At 63.7% G+C, this 16,589-nt stretch carries 17 protein-coding genes; 2 read left to right on the top strand and 15 right to left on the bottom strand.

Going from position 1 to position 16,589, the window contains the following annotated elements; translation table 11 throughout:
- Window positions 1-40: 40 nt before the first annotated feature.
- Entirely contained in the window at window positions 41-787 is a 747-nt protein-coding gene (locus N7E70_RS05320) for an aspartate/glutamate racemase family protein (RefSeq protein WP_263005728.1), read from the bottom strand.
- 11 nt (window positions 788-798) lie between these two features.
- On the bottom strand, window positions 799-1,434 hold the full coding sequence (locus N7E70_RS05315) for a flavin reductase family protein (RefSeq protein WP_192313355.1): 636 nt from the start codon (window positions 1,432-1,434) through the stop codon (window positions 799-801).
- A gap of 137 nt (window positions 1,435-1,571) precedes the next feature.
- On the opposite strand from N7E70_RS05315, the gene N7E70_RS05310 reads away from it, so the two are divergent.
- Entirely contained in the window at window positions 1,572-2,249 is a 678-nt protein-coding gene (locus N7E70_RS05310) for a GntR family transcriptional regulator (protein WP_192313353.1), read from the top strand.
- 16 nt (window positions 2,250-2,265) lie between these two features.
- Here N7E70_RS05310 and N7E70_RS05305 read toward each other — a convergent pair whose 3' ends face one another.
- The 7 genes from N7E70_RS05305 to N7E70_RS05275 are packed head-to-tail and all read right to left on the bottom strand — an operon-like array spanning window position 2,266 to window position 9,051.
- On the bottom strand, window positions 2,266-3,246 hold the full coding sequence (locus N7E70_RS05305) for an ABC transporter ATP-binding protein (RefSeq protein ID WP_263005727.1): 981 nt from the start codon (window positions 3,244-3,246) through the stop codon (window positions 2,266-2,268).
- Window positions 3,243-4,226 carry an ABC transporter ATP-binding protein gene (locus N7E70_RS05300; protein ID WP_263005726.1) on the bottom strand — a complete coding sequence of 328 codons (984 nt, stop codon included), beginning with the start codon at window positions 4,224-4,226 and terminating at the stop codon, window positions 3,243-3,245. The genes N7E70_RS05305 and N7E70_RS05300 overlap by 4 nt, the downstream gene beginning before the upstream one ends.
- Window positions 4,219-5,715, bottom strand: coding sequence for an amidohydrolase family protein (locus N7E70_RS05295; protein WP_263005725.1), 1,497 nt, complete (start codon window positions 5,713-5,715; stop codon window positions 4,219-4,221). The genes N7E70_RS05300 and N7E70_RS05295 overlap by 8 nt, the downstream gene beginning before the upstream one ends.
- A complete protein-coding gene (locus N7E70_RS05290) occupies window positions 5,712-6,905 on the bottom strand; it encodes an amidohydrolase family protein (protein ID WP_263005724.1) in 1,194 nt (397 codons plus the stop codon). Before N7E70_RS05290 ends, N7E70_RS05295 begins: the two co-directional genes overlap by 4 nt.
- 5 nt (window positions 6,906-6,910) lie before the next feature.
- Window positions 6,911-7,861 carry an ABC transporter permease gene (locus N7E70_RS05285; protein ID WP_263005723.1) on the bottom strand — a complete coding sequence of 317 codons (951 nt, stop codon included), beginning with the start codon at window positions 7,859-7,861 and terminating at the stop codon, window positions 6,911-6,913.
- A 17-nt stretch (window positions 7,862-7,878) separates the two neighbouring features.
- A complete protein-coding gene (locus tag N7E70_RS05280) occupies window positions 7,879-8,847 on the bottom strand; it encodes an ABC transporter permease (RefSeq protein ID WP_263005722.1) in 969 nt (322 codons plus the stop codon).
- Window positions 8,848-8,907: 60 nt separating this feature from the next.
- A complete protein-coding gene (locus N7E70_RS05275; protein ID WP_263005721.1) occupies window positions 8,908-9,051 on the bottom strand; it encodes a hypothetical protein in 144 nt (47 codons plus the stop codon).
- 706 nt (window positions 9,052-9,757) lie between these two features.
- On the opposite strand from N7E70_RS05275, the gene N7E70_RS05270 reads away from it, so the two are divergent.
- On the top strand, window positions 9,758-11,635 hold the full coding sequence (locus N7E70_RS05270) for a methyl-accepting chemotaxis protein (protein ID WP_331461884.1): 1,878 nt from the start codon (window positions 9,758-9,760) through the stop codon (window positions 11,633-11,635).
- A gap of 151 nt (window positions 11,636-11,786) precedes the next feature.
- On the opposite strand, the gene N7E70_RS05265 is transcribed toward N7E70_RS05270, so the two are convergent.
- The 6 genes from N7E70_RS05265 to N7E70_RS05240 all read right to left on the bottom strand — a co-directional run bounded on the left by N7E70_RS05265 (window position 11,787) and on the right by N7E70_RS05240 (window position 16,534).
- Window positions 11,787-12,149, bottom strand: a complete 363-nt coding sequence (locus N7E70_RS05265; RefSeq protein WP_263005719.1) for a GlcG/HbpS family heme-binding protein — start codon at window positions 12,147-12,149, stop codon at window positions 11,787-11,789.
- 96 nt (window positions 12,150-12,245) lie between these two features.
- Entirely contained in the window at window positions 12,246-13,070 is an 825-nt protein-coding gene (locus N7E70_RS05260; RefSeq protein ID WP_263005718.1) for an ABC transporter ATP-binding protein, read from the bottom strand.
- A 23-nt stretch (window positions 13,071-13,093) separates the two neighbouring features.
- Complete coding sequence (locus tag N7E70_RS05255; protein ID WP_263005717.1) at window positions 13,094-13,858, bottom strand: ABC transporter permease; 765 nt, start codon at window positions 13,856-13,858, stop codon at window positions 13,094-13,096.
- 153 nt (window positions 13,859-14,011) lie between these two features.
- Window positions 14,012-14,554, bottom strand: coding sequence for a VOC family protein (locus tag N7E70_RS05250; RefSeq protein ID WP_208993677.1), 543 nt, complete (start codon window positions 14,552-14,554; stop codon window positions 14,012-14,014).
- A gap of 28 nt (window positions 14,555-14,582) precedes the next feature.
- Window positions 14,583-15,575 (bottom strand): ABC transporter substrate-binding protein, encoded by a 993-nt coding sequence (locus N7E70_RS05245; RefSeq protein ID WP_263005716.1) that lies wholly within the window; start codon window positions 15,573-15,575, stop codon window positions 14,583-14,585.
- A gap of 47 nt (window positions 15,576-15,622) precedes the next feature.
- Window positions 15,623-16,534 (bottom strand): fumarylacetoacetate hydrolase family protein, encoded by a 912-nt coding sequence (locus N7E70_RS05240; protein WP_246787021.1) that lies wholly within the window; start codon window positions 16,532-16,534, stop codon window positions 15,623-15,625.
- Window positions 16,535-16,589 lie beyond the last annotated feature (55 nt).

Below are 16,589 nucleotides of genomic sequence, written 5' to 3'. Positions count from 1 at the left end.
ACGCAAAAGGGGCCTGGCGGCCCCTTTGTCGTTTCCGGTACTAGCTGTTCGCCGCTCTCAACTGCAGATCGACATCGGCAGGCGCCGGTCCCTTCTGGCGCGGGAAATCATAGGCGTTGACCTTCGACGTGACATAGCCGGCGCCGACAAGCGCCTCTGCGATCTTCAGCGCGGCGGTGACGCCGTCGATGACCGGCACGCCCGTTGCCTTGGCCAGACGATCGCACAGGCTCGACATGCCGGCGCAGCCGAGGATGATCGCCTCGGCGCGATCGTACAGCTTTGCCCGCTCGATCGTCTCGACCAGCAGCCGCTCGGCCGTCTCAGGGTCTTCCTCGAGCCCGAGCACCGGCAGGTCGATGGCATGCACGGCGCGGCAATGATGTCCGGCGCCGTAGGCCTGGACAATGTCCTCGATGATCGGCACCGAACGCGGCAGCGTGGTGACGACGGAGAAGCGGCGGCTGATGGTCATCGCCACCTGCACGGCTGCCTGGCAGATGCCGATGACCGGCCCCTTGGCGACTTCGCGGGCGGCATGCAGGCCCGGATCGTCGAAGCAGGCGATCACATAGGCGTCGACGCCCTCGCGCTCGCCCTTGCGGATTTCCGACAGCATGTCCGGCACCGCCAGCGCCTCGTCGGCGCTGCCTTCGATGCTGACCGGCGTCCTGGTCGGGTTGACGGCGCTCACATGCGTCGCCGCATTGGCAACACGCAGCGCGCTTTCCAGCGCCTGGTTGGTCATGGAAGCGGTCGAATTTGGATTGATCAGGCGGATATGCACTTTGCTGGATCCTACTCGCCGCGTTCGTTTGCCTTGAGCACATCCGCGATCGTCGGTGCCTTCAGCACGAACTGGCGGTCGGAGGTGATGTAGTTGTCTGCGTGAAGCCGGGCGATCGGCTGGTAGACTTCGGGGTTTACATACCGTCCCGCCTCGTCGAGGCAGTCGCGGCGCACATGCATGTGCACGACTTCCCCCAGCACGAGCAGGCGGCGTGGATATTCGATCAGCCGCTCGACGCGGCATTCGAATGCGCATGGTGCGTTGGTCACGTAGTCGACGTCGATCTGGGCGCCGCGAGCGGTGGGCAGCCCTGCCATTTCAAGTTCGTCGACATCGCTTTCGAAGCCCAGGCCGCAGACGAGCATCTGCTGCGACAGGGCCATGTCGACCATATTGACCACGAACTCGCCGCTCCGCCTGATATTGACCACCGTGTCCTTGTCCTCGCCGGAAAGACGCGGCTGGATACCCAGCACGACGATCGGCGGCTCATGCGAGAATACGTTGAAGAAGCTCATCGGGGCTGCATTGCTGCGCCCCGTGGCCGTGCGGGTGGTGACGAGCGCAATCGGCCGCGGACCAATGAAATTGGTCAGCAGGCGATAGCGGCTTTCCATCTCCAGCCTTGTGAAATCGAACTCCATATGCCCTCTCAAACCCGAACCGCCTGGTACACAATTTTATGCTGGATTGTCCGCAAAGTGGGGTTCGGGTAATTTATTGGAATGTTGACTTTTAAGTGTCCATGACGAATGTCGGCCATCGCAGGAGGCAGCGCTTCATGACCGAACAAGCAAGCGTTTCGACACAGCAGATCGTCGAAAAAGTATGGCTTTCTATTGCCGAGCGGCGGCTGCGTCCGGGCGTCCAGCTCAAGGAAGGCCAACTGGCCGAAATCTTCGACGTCAGCCGCGCGCGCATTCGCCAGGCATTGACCGCGCTCGAGCGCGAAGGGCTTGTCACCATCATCCCCAATCGCGGCGCTTTCGTGTGCCAGCCATCCGTCGACGAGGCCCGGGAGGTGTTCTTCGTGCGCCGATCGGTTGAGCGCTGCGTCATCGAGCGTATCTGCACGTCGCGGTCGAAGGCCGACGTCGTCAGGTTGCGCAGCCATGTCGCGCGCGAAAGGGTCGCAAACGCCAACGACGCCACCACCGACATCATCAAGCTGTCCGGTGGCTTTCACCTCCTGCTCGCCGAGCTCTCCGGATCGGACTTCCTCTTCGGCATGATGCGCGACCTGATCTCGCGCACCTCGCTGATCACCGCCGTGTATCGCAACACCGCGCGCTTCAATTGCGGGCCGGACGAACATGACGAAATCGTCGAGGCCATTGCCGCCGGCGATGTCGAAAAGGCCTCTCGGCTGATGCAACATCATCTCGACCATGTCGAGTCCGAGCTGGACCTCAGGGAGGTCCGCGACATGTCGCATGACCTCAAGGCCGCCTTGGCGTAAACCGCATCCCTCATCGTCATTCATCGGTCACGAGGTGACATGCCACGCGCGTTCCACCCGCGAGCGTGCGCACCGCCGGGAGCTCGGACGAGCAGCGCGCGGTGGCCATCGGGCATCGCGGATGGAACGGACAGCCCGACGGTGGCTTGAGCGGGCTTGGCACCTCGCCACCTGCAACGACGCGATCCCGGTGCGGATCCTTGACGTTCGGGATCGTCTCGAGCAGCAGCTGCGTGTAGGGATGGCGCGGCTTGGCAAACAGTGCCTCCGTCTCCCCCTCTTCGACGATGCGGCCGAGATACATGACCGCAATGCGGTCGGACATGTGCCTGACCACGCTCATGTCGTGGCTGATGAACAAATAGGTCAGGCCGAATTCGTCCTGCAACTTGCGCATGAGGTTCAGCACCTGCGCCTGCACCGAGACGTCGAGTGCCGATGTCGGCTCGTCGCAGACCAGAAAGCGCGGCTCGCCGGCAAGCGCACGCGCGATCGAGATACGCTGGCGCTGGCCGCCGGAGAATTCGTGCGGGAACTTGTCGCCGTCCGACGCCGATAGGCCGACGGTCATCAACAGCTCCACCACGCGCTCTTCGATCTCCGCCGCCGTGTTCCTGAGCTTGAGCTCGCGGATCGGCTCGGCGATGATGTTCTTCACCCGCCAGCGCGGGTTGAGCGAGGCGTAGGGGTCCTGGAAGATCATCTGGGCCGCCAGCGGCTTGCCGTCCTCGCCGGGAGCGAAGCGCATCTCGCCGCCATTGGCCCGGTAGAGGCCCGTCACCAGGCGGGCGACCGTCGACTTGCCGCAACCGCTTTCGCCGACCAGGCTGAGGCAACCGCCCAACGGCACCTCGAAGCTGATGTCGTTGACCGCCTGCAGGTACTGGCGCGGCTTGCGCTCGACCACGCGGTTCAGCCACGGCGCCGACACGTCGAACGTCTTGACCAGCCCGTTGACGCTCAGCGCCGAGGTCTTGTGTGAAGTCATCGCGGTCATGCGGTTCCTCCTGCATTTATCCAGCAAGCGCTTGCCCCGTTGCCCGCAGTCACAAGACCCGGCCGTTCACGCGAGCAGCGTGGCCCGGCGTCCTTGCAGCGCGGGTTGAAGGCGCAGCCATCGGGAATGGCATCGAGCCGCGGCATCGAGCCGTCGATCTGATTCAGCTGCTTGACGCGCGCGCCGAGTGCGGGGATCGAAGCCATCAGCCCCCGCGTGTAGGGGTGCTTGGGCGCATGCAGCACCTCGGCGACAGGTCCGATCTCGACGAGGCGACCGGCATACATCACCGCAATGCGGTCGGCGGTCTCGGCAATGACGCCCATGTCGTGCGTCACCAGCATCACCGCCGTCTGCTTCTCCTTGCACAACTTGCGCAGCAGCGAGGTAATCTGCGCCTGGATGGACACGTCGAGCGCGGTGGTCGGCTCATCGGCGATGATCAGCTTGGGCGAGGCGGCCAGCGCAAGCGCAATCACCACGCGCTGTCGCATGCCGCCCGAAAACTGGTGCGGATACTGGCCGAAGCGATCCTCCGGCGAAGGAATGCCGACATCCTTGAGCAGCGAGATCGCCCGTGCCCTGGCCTCGGCCTTGCCCATGCCGAGATGCTGACGGATGGTTTCGGTCAGCTGTGCACCGACGGTGAACAACGGGTTGAGCGAAGTCAGCGGGTCCTGGAAGATCGCACCGATCTCGCGGCCGCGGATCGTCTCCATCTCGCGGTCGTTGAGCTGGTCGATGCGGCGATCGCCAAGCCATATCTCGCCTTCGGCGATGCGGCCCGGCCGCTCGAGCAGGCCCTGGATCGCCAGGCCCGTCATCGACTTGCCGGCACCGGACTCGCCGACGACGCCGAGGATCTCGCCGGGTCGGATCGACAGGTTCACGTCGGAGAGCGCGGTGGCAACCCCGCGGCGGCCGGGAAACTCGACCTTGAGGTTGCGTACTTCAAGCACTGCCTTCTCGGCTTCAGCCATTGTCGTTGACCTCTATCGGATAGCTGGGCGGGAAGATCTCCGAAACAGGCGGGTTGCCCCAGCTGCGTTCCGGATACTTGGCGATGAGACCGTCGAACTGGCGCTGCGCAAGCTGGCGCGCGGCCTTCATGTCGATGCCGGCAACCTCGCCGAAGCGCATCGACAGGCGCCCGTCGACGAACACGGCCTGGGTGACCTTGCCCGATCCGCCGGTTACCAGCGTGGTGATCGGATCGATAGACGGCGCCATGACCGCGTCGTCGAGGCCAAACACGGCGATGTCGGCGCGCGCGCCTGACATCAGCTTGCCGAGGTCGTCGCGGCCCAGCGCCTTGGCGCCGCCGAGTGTCGCTGCGTCGAACAGATCGGCACTCCGGACACGGTCCGGAGCCCGGTCGTTGATGCGGCAGGCGATCAGGCCGACAAGCAGGTTCATCAGCATGTCGGCAGGCGTCGTGTCGGTGCCCATCGCGATGTTGATGCCACTTTCCTTGCACTTGGAGAACGAGTTGAGCGTGCTGCCGCCACGGGCCGAAACCAGCGGGCAATGCACGATCGACACACCGTTCTCGGCATAGAGACCGAGGTCTTCCTCGGTGGCGTTGGTGGCATGCGGCGCGATCAGACGGTCGTTGAGCAGACCGGCGCGTGCCAGCCAGACAGGTGCTGTCGCACCATGCAGCTTGCGCACGGTGTCGACTTCCATCGAGCCCTGCGCCATGTGCAGGCGGATCTTGCAACCGAGTTCTGCAGCCGCGGCTTGCGTCTGGCGCAGCAGCTCCTCGGTGCAGGTCTCGACACGGTCCGGCGCCAGCAGGCCGCGCACCAGGTCGCCATGGCGACCGTTCTGCCGCCCGATGAAGTCGACGGCGTCGCGCAGTCCGGCGAGGCCGCGCTTCTCGTCGAACACCGCTTCCATGCGGCCCGGTTCTTCAAGCACCATGCCGCCGGCGCGATAGGCCGGGCTGAGATAGACGCGCAGGCCAAGCTCTCCGGCCGCATCGGCCGCCGCGTCGAACTCGGCAACCGTCTCGCCCCACTCGCGATAGAACAGCGAGGCGATGGGCGCAGCCGTGGTGATACCGTTCAGCAGCAGCTGGCCGAAGGCAAAACGCTTCTGGAAGGCCAACTCCTCCTGCGAATACATCTCGTAGGGGCCGGCTTCGACGTAGTGGCGCGGCCAGACACGGCCCTTGGCCCAACCCGGATGGTGGTCGATGCCCAGGGTGGTCGTGTCGAGATCCGACAGCGCATCGAGATCGATGAGGCCGGGGCTGACAAGTGCATTGCCGAAATCGATGCGGCGGGCGACCTCGCCGGCAAAATCGGTACCGACATAGATCACCTCGCCACCGCCGATGACGACCTGGCCATTGGGGATCAGCCGGTGGCCACCATCGCGGTGACCGAGCACCCAGGCGGCGGTGATGAGCGTGCGCCCTTCGGGACGCTTGCCGAGTTCGAGCGTGTCGAGAACCTGTCTCGTCATGGCATTTCCACCGTGGCCTGGCCGTTGCGCGCGGTGACGCGACCGCCCTTGACGACCAGCGGGCGCGGCGCGACATCGACCACGGCGTGGGCCAGCGTCTCGCCGGTCAGCAGGGTCAGGTCTGCGTTGCAGCCTTCGGCGAGGCCGTAGCCCTCGATGCGCATGACATCCGCGCCGCCCTGCGAGACGACGTGCAACACATGCGCCAGCTCGATGTCCGAGCGCAGGCCGTTCTTCATGCCGACCACCTTGGCGCGGTCGAGCATGTCGGGCTGGCCCCAGGGGCCCCAGGTGTCGCGGATGCCGTCGCAGCCGGCGCCGACGCGGACGCCTGCCTGCTTGAGGCGCATGATCGACGGCACGGTGGCCGACGGCGCACCCGTGGTCAGGATCGCCACGTCGAGTTCGGCGATCTGTTCGATCAGCTGGCCGACGCGCAGATAGTCGTTCATGCCGAGTGCAAAGGCGTGGCTGATCGCAACCTTGCCCTGCATGCCGTTGACGCGGATGCGCTCGAACATCAGTTCCATGGTGAAGGCGCCGAGATCTCCTGCCTCATGGAGGTGGATGTCGATCGGGCACTGGTGCTTCAGCGCGAGCGCGAAGATCGCGTCGAGCTGGCCCTTGGGGTCGCGGTCGATGCCACAGGGATCGATGCCGCCGAGGACCTCGCAGCCCTGGCTCAGCGCTTCGTCGAGCAGTTCCAGCGTGCCGGGCATGACCATCAGGCCGGACTGCGGGAAGGCGACGATCTCGATGTCGATGACGCCCTTCAGCTTCTCACGGGTTTCCATGATGCCGTCGACGAGACCCAGCTTGTGGACCGGATCGATGTCGACATGGCTGCGGATATGGGTGGCGCCATGGGCGGCGAGGCCGATGGCATGGCGCATCGACTGGCGATGTGGGTCGATGCCGATCTCGATGCGGTGCTCGCGTTCGAAATCGATGCGCTCGCGCAGCACGGCGCGGCGATTGTTCTCGTGCCAGGGCATACCCCAGGTGGTCTTGTCGAGATGGGTGTGCGCGTCGATCAGGCCCGGAATGGCGATGGCGCCCTTGCCATCCTCGACCGGCATGCCCGGCTCGGCCTCGAAGCGGCCAATGCCGGCGATCCGCCCGTTGCGGATCAGCAGGTCGGAATTCGCACCGCCATAAGGACGGACGTTGCGGAGCAACAGGTTGGTCATCACGCTTACCTCAGTTTCGGATTGAGCAGGTCGCGCAGCCAGTCACCCAGAATGTTGACGACGACGACGAGCAGGCAGAGCTGGATCACCGGAAAGAGCACGATCCACCACGAACCGGAGAACAGGAACTGGTTGCCGATACGGATCAGCGTTCCGAGCGACGGCTGGCCGGGCGGCATGCCGATGCCGAGAAACGACAGCGTCGCTTCGGTCAGGATTGCCATGCCGAAGTTCAGCGTGGCGGCGACCAGTACCGGCGTCAGCGTGTTGGGCAGGATGTGATGCGCCAGGATACGACGGGCGGGCACCTTGAGCAGGCGAGCCGCCTGAACATACTCCTTGTTGCGCTCGACAATGGTCTGCGCACGCACGGTGCGCGCATATTGCACCCAGGACGACAGCGCGATCGCGAACACCAGCACGGCCGCAGCACCAATCTCGCGCAGGTTGTCCGGCAACATCTGACGCACGACGGTCGACACAAGGATAGCGATCAGGATGGTCGGGATCGACAAGGTGATGTCGCCGAAGCGCATCAGGAGATTGTCGACGACACCACCAAAGAAGCCGGCGCACAGGCCCGCAGTCATGCCGATCAGCAACGACAGCACGACCGAGCAAAGACCGATGACGATGGAGATGCGCGTGCCGTAGAGAATGGCCGACAGCATGTCGCGCCCTTGCGTGTCGGTGCCGAGCAGGTAAGGCCACTCACCCGTTGGCTCCCAGATCGGCGGAAGCTCGGCCTTCCACATGTCGAGTTGGGCAGCATCATAAGGGTTCTGCGGTGCGATCAGCGGCGCAAACACGGCAGCCAGCACCAGCACGACCAGGATCACGGCGGCGATCATCGCCGACTTGCTCCGGGTGAAGGACCACCAGACATCGCTGTTGCGGATGCGCTTCAGCAGGCCGGGACGGGCGGCAGCGCCGGTTTTGGTAATGTCTGTCGTCATCGACTGGACTCCAGCTGTCAGTGCGAGGCACGCAGGCGCGGATCGATCACGGCATAGGTGATGTCGACCAGCGTGTTCAGCGCGACGAAGATGAATGAGATGATGCAGAGATAGGCGGCCATGACGGGGATATCGAGGAAGGTCACCGCCTGGATGAACAGCATGCCCATGCCCGGCCATTGGAAGACGGTCTCGGTGATGAGCGCAAAGGCGATCAGCGAGCCGATGTTCATCGCGGTCATCGTCACCACAGGCATCAGGCAGTTGCGCAGCGCGTGGCGGAAATAGATGCGCCAGCGCGGAATGCCGCGGGCGCGGGCGAACTTGACATAGTCGGAGCGCAGCACTTCCAGCATCTCGGCGCGGACGAGGCGCATGATCAGCGTGATCTGGTAGAGCGACAGCGACACTGCCGGCAGGATCAGCGCCGCGCGTCCCGACGGCGTCAGCAGGCCGGTCGACCACCATCCCAGTTGCACGACCTCGCCGCGGCCGAAGGACGGTGATACGCCAAGGATGACAGAAAACACCAAGATGAGGAGAATGCCCACGACAAAGCTCGGCAGCGACACGCCGACGATCGACAGGAATTGCAGCGACTCCGTGTACCATCGCCCCCGCTTGATCGCGGTCAGCACGCCGAGCGGCAGGCCGACGACCAGCGAGATCAGCGTTGCCAGCAGAACCAGCTCCAACGTCGCCGGGAAGCGTTCTCCGATGAGGGTCAGCACGTCCTGGCCATTGCGGTAAGAGATACCGAAATCGCCCTGTGCGGCATTCGCGACGAAGCGCGCGAACTGGGTGACGACGCCGTCGTTGAGACCCAGCCGTTCGCGAATGGCATCACGGTCCGCCTGCGTCGTCTGCTCGGTGACCATGAGCTCGACCGGGTCGCCGGCGAGACGGAAGATCAGGAAGGCGAGCATGGCAACCGCCAGCATGACCATGATGGCATTGGCAATGCGGCTTATTGTGAAGACCAGCATGTGAAGCCTCGCGGGGTGGACGGAGCCGGAGCGCCTGCTGCGCCGGCTCCACGTGGGTGTTTACTGGGCGGACTGCGTCAGCCGGTGCTGCGGCTTGTTCTCGGTGAACTGCGCGATGTCAGCGCGGAGATCCTTTTGAGGGGCTTCGCATGGCAAGGCGTCGAAAAGCCCGCGGCTTGCCGCGAGGGTCAGCTTCCTGAACATGTGAGTTCTCCACCACTTCGTTTTGCCCCAGCCCCCTTTGGCGGGGATCTTTTCATGAAGCGACGACGGCTCGGGGCCGCCAATCTGCTCGCCGCATCAACCGGCTGCACCTCCACTGCCTTGCCGATTGCCGCCTGCGTGCCAAAAGCTACGAAGTCGCAACACGCATGTCAACCATATTGTCGACAATCTTTGTTATTTTTGCCAACAGACCGCACACGCCAGCCATGAGCAGCCGACAATCGGACCAATGGCTGTGTCGACCAGCCTGCTCGCACGTCGGCCCAGCCACCGGATAGGCGCCCAAGCCCCACCTTCTTGTCGGCCAGCAGTGCTTGGACCCGCTTGATATGGAGAGCGTCCGAGGCGTTCACCGAACATCGCCGGAATCTCCGACCCGCTCCGGAAGATCGACCCGAGACATCGCTCGATCCGTCAGTCGCCAAAGCCCTGAAAGCCAAGTCTGACGACGTAAACCCGGCAACAACGCCCGCTCACATGGCGTGTCGTCAGACGATTGTTCTTTGCCTGCCTTCGTCGCTGCATGTCGCACCTCGGTAGGCTGACGTGGATCAACACTGATCTATTTTGTAAAATCAAAGTATTAACATGAAATAGAAACCACGAATTCTTTTCAAATCGCTCTGGTTGCGGAATTTCGAAATCATTCCCGCATTACGATAGAGAATTTCGTGGTGCCGATACATTGCATTTTAATAAAGTTGCAATCTGCGGCGCGGTACTGAGCCATATCAAATCGAGCCGGAACCCCGTCATGACGATTAGATTAAAGCTCATTGCCAGTATCGCCCTTCTCGCCGTTTTGTTGCTGATTTCAGGCGGCACAGCCTTTTTGGCGCTGCAATCCGTGTCGGAGCGCACCCGCACCATTGTCGTCGATCGCGTCGAGCCGATGACCCATCTGAAGACCGTCGCGGACATGTATGCCGTCAACATCGTCGACACCGCCCACAAGGTCAGGAGCGGCGCGCTCGACTGGGCGGAGGGCGAAAAAGCACTGCGCGTCGCCGTTGAAGCCATTGACCGATCCTGGACGGCATATGCGTCCACAGTCATGACGCCGGATGAAAAGGCACTGGCCGACGGTTTCGCCGGGCTTCGCGAGAGCTCGAAAAATGCGGTCGACACGCTGGTCGACATCATCGCGCGAAAGGACCAGGCATCGCTCGATAGCTTTGTCGTCGAGCGGCTCTATCCGACGATCGATCCGCTTGCTACGCCCATCAGCGACCTGGTTTCCCTCCAGCTACGCGTTGCACAGGAGGAATTTGCCGCCGCAAACGAGCTGAAGTCTACCATCGTCCTGTGGATGGGTGCGCTCGCCGTCGTCTCCTTGGCCATCGTTGCCTTCTCGGTCTGGCTGGTGGTCGGCGGCGTCACGACCCCGCTCAAGCGTATGCAGGAAGCAATGCGCCGGCTGGCCTCAGGCGACACAGTGACAGGCGTTCCCTATTCCGGGCGCCACGACGAGATCGGCGAAATGGCCGGAGCCGTCGAGGTGTTCCGCCAGGCGGCGATTGCCAACCGGCGCATGGAAGAGGAAGCGCAAGCCGCGCGGGCGCGGGCCGAGAGCGACCGCATCCGCCTGACCGAGGAAGCGGAAGCCGCCGCCCAGGCGCGACTGGATCAGGCGACCTCAGGGCTTGCGGCCGGTCTGCGGCGGCTTGCCTCGGGCGACCTGTCGTTCCAGCTCGAGCAAGCCTTCGCGCCGGATTTCGAGCCGCTGCGCCATGATCTCAACGCCGCGATCGGCCAGCTCGGCGGCACGTTGTCGGCCATCACCCTGTCTGCCGGATCGATCGACAACGGAACCCGTGAGATCAGCGTCAGCGCCGACGACCTGTCGCGCCGCACCGAACAGCAGGCGGCCTCGCTCGAAGAGACAGCTGCCGCGCTCGACGAGATCACCGTCAATGTCTCAAACTCCGCCAAGCGGGCCGACGAGGCGCGTGCGGTGGCGATGCGGGCCAACACCAGCGCCGCCCAGTCGGGAGCGGTGGTGGGGAACGCGGTCGAAGCCATGGGCCGGATAGAAGAAGCCTCCGGCCAGATCTCCAACATCATCGGCGTCATCGACGAGATCGCCTTCCAGACCAACCTTCTGGCGCTCAACGCCGGCGTCGAGGCGGCGCGGGCTGGCGATGCCGGCAGGGGCTTTGCCGTCGTCGCCCATGAGGTGCGCGAACTGGCGCAACGCTCGGCCAAGGCGGCCAGGGAAATCAAGGACCTGATCCACCATTCGAGCGTCGAGATCGAGGCAGGGGTCAAGCTGGTGCGGCAAACCGGCGAGGCACTGAAGACCATCGAGACCTATGTCGTGACCATCAACCAGCACATGGACGCGATCGCCACCTCGGTGCACGAGCAGTCGACCGGCCTCGGCGAGGTCAACACCGCGGTCAACCAGATTGACCAGGTCACCCAGCAGAACGCCGCCATGGTCGAGGAGACCACCGCCGCCAGCGTGACGCTTGCCGGCGAGGCCGCCCGGCTGCGCCAGTTGATCGCGCAGTTCGCGCTTGCCGAGACTTCGCCACCTCAGAGCCAGCGTCGCGCAGCCTGACAGCCCACAGCTGAACCGCAACAGCCTCTCCGGCAAATCGCCGGAGAGGCTGCGCCGGAACTAACGTTGAAGACACTTGGCAGAATCGGCGACCTTGCCGGCGGCTATGACGAACCGCCTCGCCGTCGCCTTCGATGGCTCGTTCAGACCATCACTCGACCTGATGCCTGAGACCTGCCGCCTCAATCCCAGCAACGGCCACGAGTTCGTCATTGTCCGACGTGTCACCAGTGACGCCGCCGGAGACGGCATTGAGCCCCTCGACGAAGTGCGGGCGCTCCCTGGCGGTCTGGTCGAGCCAGCGCGACCCCATGCCGACCGCCAGCGCGCCATAGGCCTTGCCCGCGGCGATCTCGTAGCGCAGCATCGAGGCGCCGTCCTGTTTCTGGAAGGCCTTCAGATGCCCACCGGCGTCGAGCACGGCAATTGTCAGGGGCTTCATCTTCGCCGCGGCGCCCTTTTCGAAGGCTGCAGCGATGATGGTGCTGGCCATGGCAAGCGTCAGTTCAGTCATGCGGTTTCCCCGGAAACTCCAGTTAAAAAAAGCGGCCGCCAGCCAGTGGCAGCCGCCAGAATGCGATCGAAATGCTGTCGGTGTCCGACGAAGTGACTACTTCGTCACGCCCATGATCTTGCCGAGATAAGCGACATATTCGCCGAACTGCGGCAGTGCGCGGGTGGCGGCGGCGTCGCGCGGACGCGGCAGGTCGATCACCACCTCTTCGATGATCTTGCCCGGCCGATCGGCCATGACAAGCACGCGATCGGACAGGAACACGGCCTCGGCGATGCTGTGGGTGATCAGCATCACGGTCTTGCGGTGCTCCTGCCAGATGCGCAGCAGCTCGACATTGAGCTTGTCGCGGGTCAGCGCGTCGAGCGCACCGAAGGGCTCGTCCATGAGCAGGATCGGCGGATCGAGCACCAGCGCCTGGCCGATCGAGGCGCGCTGGCGCATGCCGCCTGACAGCTGGTGCGGATGGGCGTCAGCGAATTTGGAGAGCGACAAAACCTCCAGCACCTTGTCGACCGCCTGCTCGCGGGCTTCCACCGGCATCTTGCGGATGCGGGCGCCGAGCTCGACATTCTTGCGCACGGTGAGCCAGGGCAGCATGTTGTTGGTCTGAAAGACCACGCCGATATCAGGTCGCGGCGAGTGGATCGCCTCGCCCCTGACAGTCGCCGAGCCGCTCTCATAGGGGATCAGTCCGGCGATGATGCGCAAAAGCGTGCTCTTGCCGCAGCCGCTCGGCCCGAGCACCGAGACGAATTCCTGGTTGCGGATGCCGAAATTGATGTCTTCGAGTGCCGCGACCTTGCCGAAGTGCTTGTTCAGCCCCTTGGCTTCGATGTGGTTGGCCAGAGGCTGGGCGGCCGGTTGTGGGGCCGGCTGCGCGCTGCCCTTGTGAGCCTCGATGGTCGCCGTAGCCGACATGGTGTCCTCCCGAACTGCGATATTCATACCTGGATACCCCGCCACCAGACGGACTTGGCTGCGAATTCGATGGCCGCATAGAGCACCAGCGAGATCAGCGTGATGACGATGATGCATCCGAAGACGAGGTCGGTGCGCGACGAAGCGGTGCCCAGCATGATGAGGTTGCCGAGGCCGCGGTCGGAGCCGACGAGCTCGCCGATGATGGCGCCGATCATCGCCAGCGGCATGGCCACGCGACAGCCGTCGATGAAAGCCGGCAGCGCACTCGGCAGGCGCAGCGTCGTGAAGGTCGTCCACGGGCCGGCATTCAAGGCGCGGAAATGCTCCTCCAGGTTCTTGGCGGTGCCGGCGAAGCCGCCGAGTGTGGCGACCACGATCGGGAAGAAGGCGAACAGGAAGGCCATCGCCACCTTGGAGATGAAGCCGTAGCCGAACCAGACGATCATCAGCGGCGCCAGCGCGCTCTTCGGTGTGGTCTGGAGCGCCGTCACCAGCGGGTAGATGGTACGCTGGGCGAAGGGCGAGACATAGACGATCATGCCGATGATGATGCCGACGACGACAGCGGCGATGAAGCCGATCAGCACTTCTGCCAGCGTGTACATGGAGTGTTCGAAGATCTGGTCGCGTGACTCCCAGATCGCCACCGCGATCGCCGAGATCGGCGGCAGGATGTAGCTTTTCACTTCGAAATAGCGAACGCCGTATTCCCAGAAGAGCAGGAACGCTCCGAAAAACGAGACGACTTGCGCGTATGCGACAAGCCTTGGACTAACGCCTGACATATTGGCTCCTCCTGATAGGCGTCCGGGGGTGGGCCTCGCAGGCAGCAGCCCCGGCAAATCTGTGTGTCGCATCCGGATCGTCCGGTGCGCTCTTTGAGCAAGGGCGCCAGCATGGCCGGCGCCCCTCGTCTCGGTGGCTTGCAGGTCCTCGGCCTACTCGCCCAGCTTGTCCTTCACCACCTGGTGGGGCGGCGGGACAAGGAAGCGCTTGAAATGCCACTGGTCGAAGGCGTCGATATTGCGCGCCCAGACCTGGGCGACATGCGGGTTGTCTTCGGTGACCTGGATCATGTCGCAATAGATCTCGCAGTTGTTGCCGTCGGGATCCTTGAACACGAGGAAGCAGTTGGCGCCCGGCCCGTGCTTGCCGATGCCGCGGACGATTTCCACGCCGCGCTCCTGCAGCATTTCTGCCGCCGCCTCCATGTCCTCGAGGCTGTCGACCAGATAGGAGAAGTGCTCGAGGCCGGGCCTCGAATACTTCGGCAGGTCGTCGCGATCGGGCGAGTCAGCCGGGATCTGCGACAAAGCGAGGTCGTGATGGTCGGCGCCTGCACGCAGGAACACCATCTTGTCCTCGATCCAGTCCGAGACCTCCAGTCCGACGACATTGGTGTAGAAGTCGACGGACTTGTGGATGTCACGAACCATCAGGACCATGTGGCCCAGTTTCCTGACGTTGATCTTCTTCTTCATGGTCCTCATCCAGGAGTGAAGTCAGCCCTCAGCGGCTGATGTTGCGGTAGAGGTCGTCGGTCTTGATGCTGTCGTCGACGACGAAAGCTTCACGCACGAAGCCCATGGTCTTTTCCATGCGGTCGGCACGGACGAAACCCAGGTCCTTGTTCTCGGCATTCGGATCGCGGACCAGCGCGTTGATCTGCTTGATCTGTTCCAGCACGATGCTCTTTTCGAGCGTCGGATACTGCTTGACGATCAGGTCGGCGGACTCATCCGGGTTCTGCGCGAGGAACTCGTAGCCGCGATAGGAAGCGTCGAGGAACTTGTCGACGACCTCGGGCTTCTCGGCCAGCATCTGCTCGGTGGTGACGAAGCCGCTGCCATACATGTCGAGACCGAAGTCGCGATACTTGATCATGCCGATCTTCTTGCCACTCTCGCCGGCATTCTCTGTCAGGATCGGCAGGCTGGCGCCTTCCCAGCACTCGGCGAGATCGACCTTGCCTTCCAGGAAGGACGAGGTGATGACGGCCGGGTTCATGCGCAGCAGCTTGAGGTGATCCTTGGGCAGGCCATTGTCGACGAGCCAGTTCGGCACGATGTTCTGCACCGGCGATGTGGCGCCGCCGCCGACCGACTTGCCGGCGAAGTCGGCGAGCTTCTTTTCGCCCTCGCCGTCCTTGGTCAGGTAGCAGAGCGCGCCCGGCCACACCGTGTTGATCGAGCCGACGAAAACGGCCTTGCCGCCATTGGCGCGGTTGAGAATGACCGAGACAGGATCGCCATAGCCGATGTCGAACAGGCCCTGGTCGATCTCGTTGACGGTGCGCTGGCCGCCATAACCCTGGTAGACGGTGACGTCGAGGCCAGCCTCGTCATAAAAACCCTTGGCCTTGGCGACCAGGATGCCACCGACGCTGCCTTGCGGCAGCCACGACATGTTGAATGCGACCTTCTCGGCCGCCGAGGCGGCGGCCGTCATGCTTGCAACGGCACCTGCCAGCGCGAGCCCGCGCAGTGCTTTCCCGAAACTCATTGCCATACTGTCCTCCTCAGTGTTGGGCCTGGTTTTTTGGATGCTTCTTACCCGACCGGCATGGACCGGATCGGATTTGTTATGGCGCCGACCTTCTCTACGGCAGCCGTGACGATGTCCCCGCAATTGAGGAACTCGCCGGTTCCCATGCCGACGCCGTCAGGCGTGCCGGTGGCGATCAGGTCGCCCGGCCGAAGCGTCAGGATCGACGACAGATAGGAGATCTGCTCGGCGACGGAAAAAATCATCGAACCGGTACTGTCGTCCTGCTTGCGCGTTCCGTTCACGTCCAGCGTCAGGCGCAGGCTCTGCGGATCGCCGATGCAGGCGGCCGGCACGAGCCACGGACCGAGCGGGGCGAACGTGTCGAAGCTCTTGCCCCGGAACCAGTCGAATTTGAAGGGGAAATCGGAGCGGCGCGTGAGATCGCGCGAGGTGATGTCGTTGATGACCGAATAGGCAGCGACATGCTCGAGTGCCTTCTCGACCGGAATGTCGCGGCCGCCGATGCCAATGACTGCCGCCAGCTCGACCTCCCAATCGACCTTCTGCGCCCGCTCCGGCAGGATCACCGCCGCATCGGGACCGATGACGCTCGAATCCGCCTTCATGAAGACATAGGGCTGGCTTTCCGACTTGGCGGCCAGCACCGTGCCCATCTCCTGGGCATGCTCGACATAGTTGGACGCAGTGGCGAAAATGCGGATCGGGCGATAGGGCTCGCAAAGCTGCGTTCCCGTTCCCAGCGGCTCATATTTTGGACCTGCAGCGGCAACGTTCTCGGCGAGAGCCGCCAAAGCCGGCGCCACGTCCAGCCAGCGGTCGAGCATGCCCGCCACGCCGGCTGAAATCCACTTGTCCCAGGCCTGTGCGTCCTTACCCGTAAGGCGTGCCACCAGCGCGAGGTCATAGACGCCCTGCTCCGTCACCAATACGGGCCGAACTTCGTCCCTGATCACTCGTTGTCCTAGCGCGTGCCACACCACTGGCTGGCTCCTTCCTTGTTGCCTGCTA

This window comes from Aminobacter sp. NyZ550, from assembly GCF_025628925.2.
Lineage (GTDB): Bacteria > Pseudomonadota > Alphaproteobacteria > Rhizobiales > Rhizobiaceae > Aminobacter > Aminobacter ciceronei.
This window is presented reverse-complemented; position numbering and strand designations above follow the sequence as displayed.

What these genes read in the sequence shown, in the direction of transcription:
- N7E70_RS05315 (WP_192313355.1), bottom strand. Translation starts at nt 1,434, where the DNA reads ATGGAGTTCGATTTCACAAGGCTGGAGATGGAAAGCCGCTATCGCCTG.
- N7E70_RS05310 (WP_192313353.1), top strand. Translation starts at nt 1,572, where the DNA reads ATGACCGAACAAGCAAGCGTTTCGACACAGCAGATCGTCGAAAAAGTA.
- N7E70_RS05305 (WP_263005727.1), bottom strand. Translation starts at nt 3,246, where the DNA reads ATGACCGCGATGACTTCACACAAGACCTCGGCGCTGAGCGTCAACGGG.
- N7E70_RS05300 (WP_263005726.1), bottom strand. Translation starts at nt 4,226, where the DNA reads ATGGCTGAAGCCGAGAAGGCAGTGCTTGAAGTACGCAACCTCAAGGTC.
- N7E70_RS05295 (WP_263005725.1), bottom strand. Translation starts at nt 5,715, where the DNA reads ATGACGAGACAGGTTCTCGACACGCTCGAACTCGGCAAGCGTCCCGAA.
- N7E70_RS05290 (WP_263005724.1), bottom strand. Translation starts at nt 6,905, where the DNA reads ATGACCAACCTGTTGCTCCGCAACGTCCGTCCTTATGGCGGTGCGAAT.
- N7E70_RS05285 (WP_263005723.1), bottom strand. Translation starts at nt 7,861, where the DNA reads ATGACGACAGACATTACCAAAACCGGCGCTGCCGCCCGTCCCGGCCTG.
- N7E70_RS05280 (WP_263005722.1), bottom strand. Translation starts at nt 8,847, where the DNA reads ATGCTGGTCTTCACAATAAGCCGCATTGCCAATGCCATCATGGTCATG.
- N7E70_RS05275 (WP_263005721.1), bottom strand. Translation starts at nt 9,051, where the DNA reads ATGTTCAGGAAGCTGACCCTCGCGGCAAGCCGCGGGCTTTTCGACGCC.
- N7E70_RS05265 (WP_263005719.1), bottom strand. Translation starts at nt 12,149, where the DNA reads ATGACTGAACTGACGCTTGCCATGGCCAGCACCATCATCGCTGCAGCC.
- N7E70_RS05260 (WP_263005718.1), bottom strand. Translation starts at nt 13,070, where the DNA reads ATGTCGGCTACGGCGACCATCGAGGCTCACAAGGGCAGCGCGCAGCCG.
- N7E70_RS05255 (WP_263005717.1), bottom strand. Translation starts at nt 13,858, where the DNA reads ATGTCAGGCGTTAGTCCAAGGCTTGTCGCATACGCGCAAGTCGTCTCG.
- N7E70_RS05250 (WP_208993677.1), bottom strand. Translation starts at nt 14,554, where the DNA reads ATGAAGAAGAAGATCAACGTCAGGAAACTGGGCCACATGGTCCTGATG.
- N7E70_RS05245 (WP_263005716.1), bottom strand. Translation starts at nt 15,575, where the DNA reads ATGAGTTTCGGGAAAGCACTGCGCGGGCTCGCGCTGGCAGGTGCCGTT.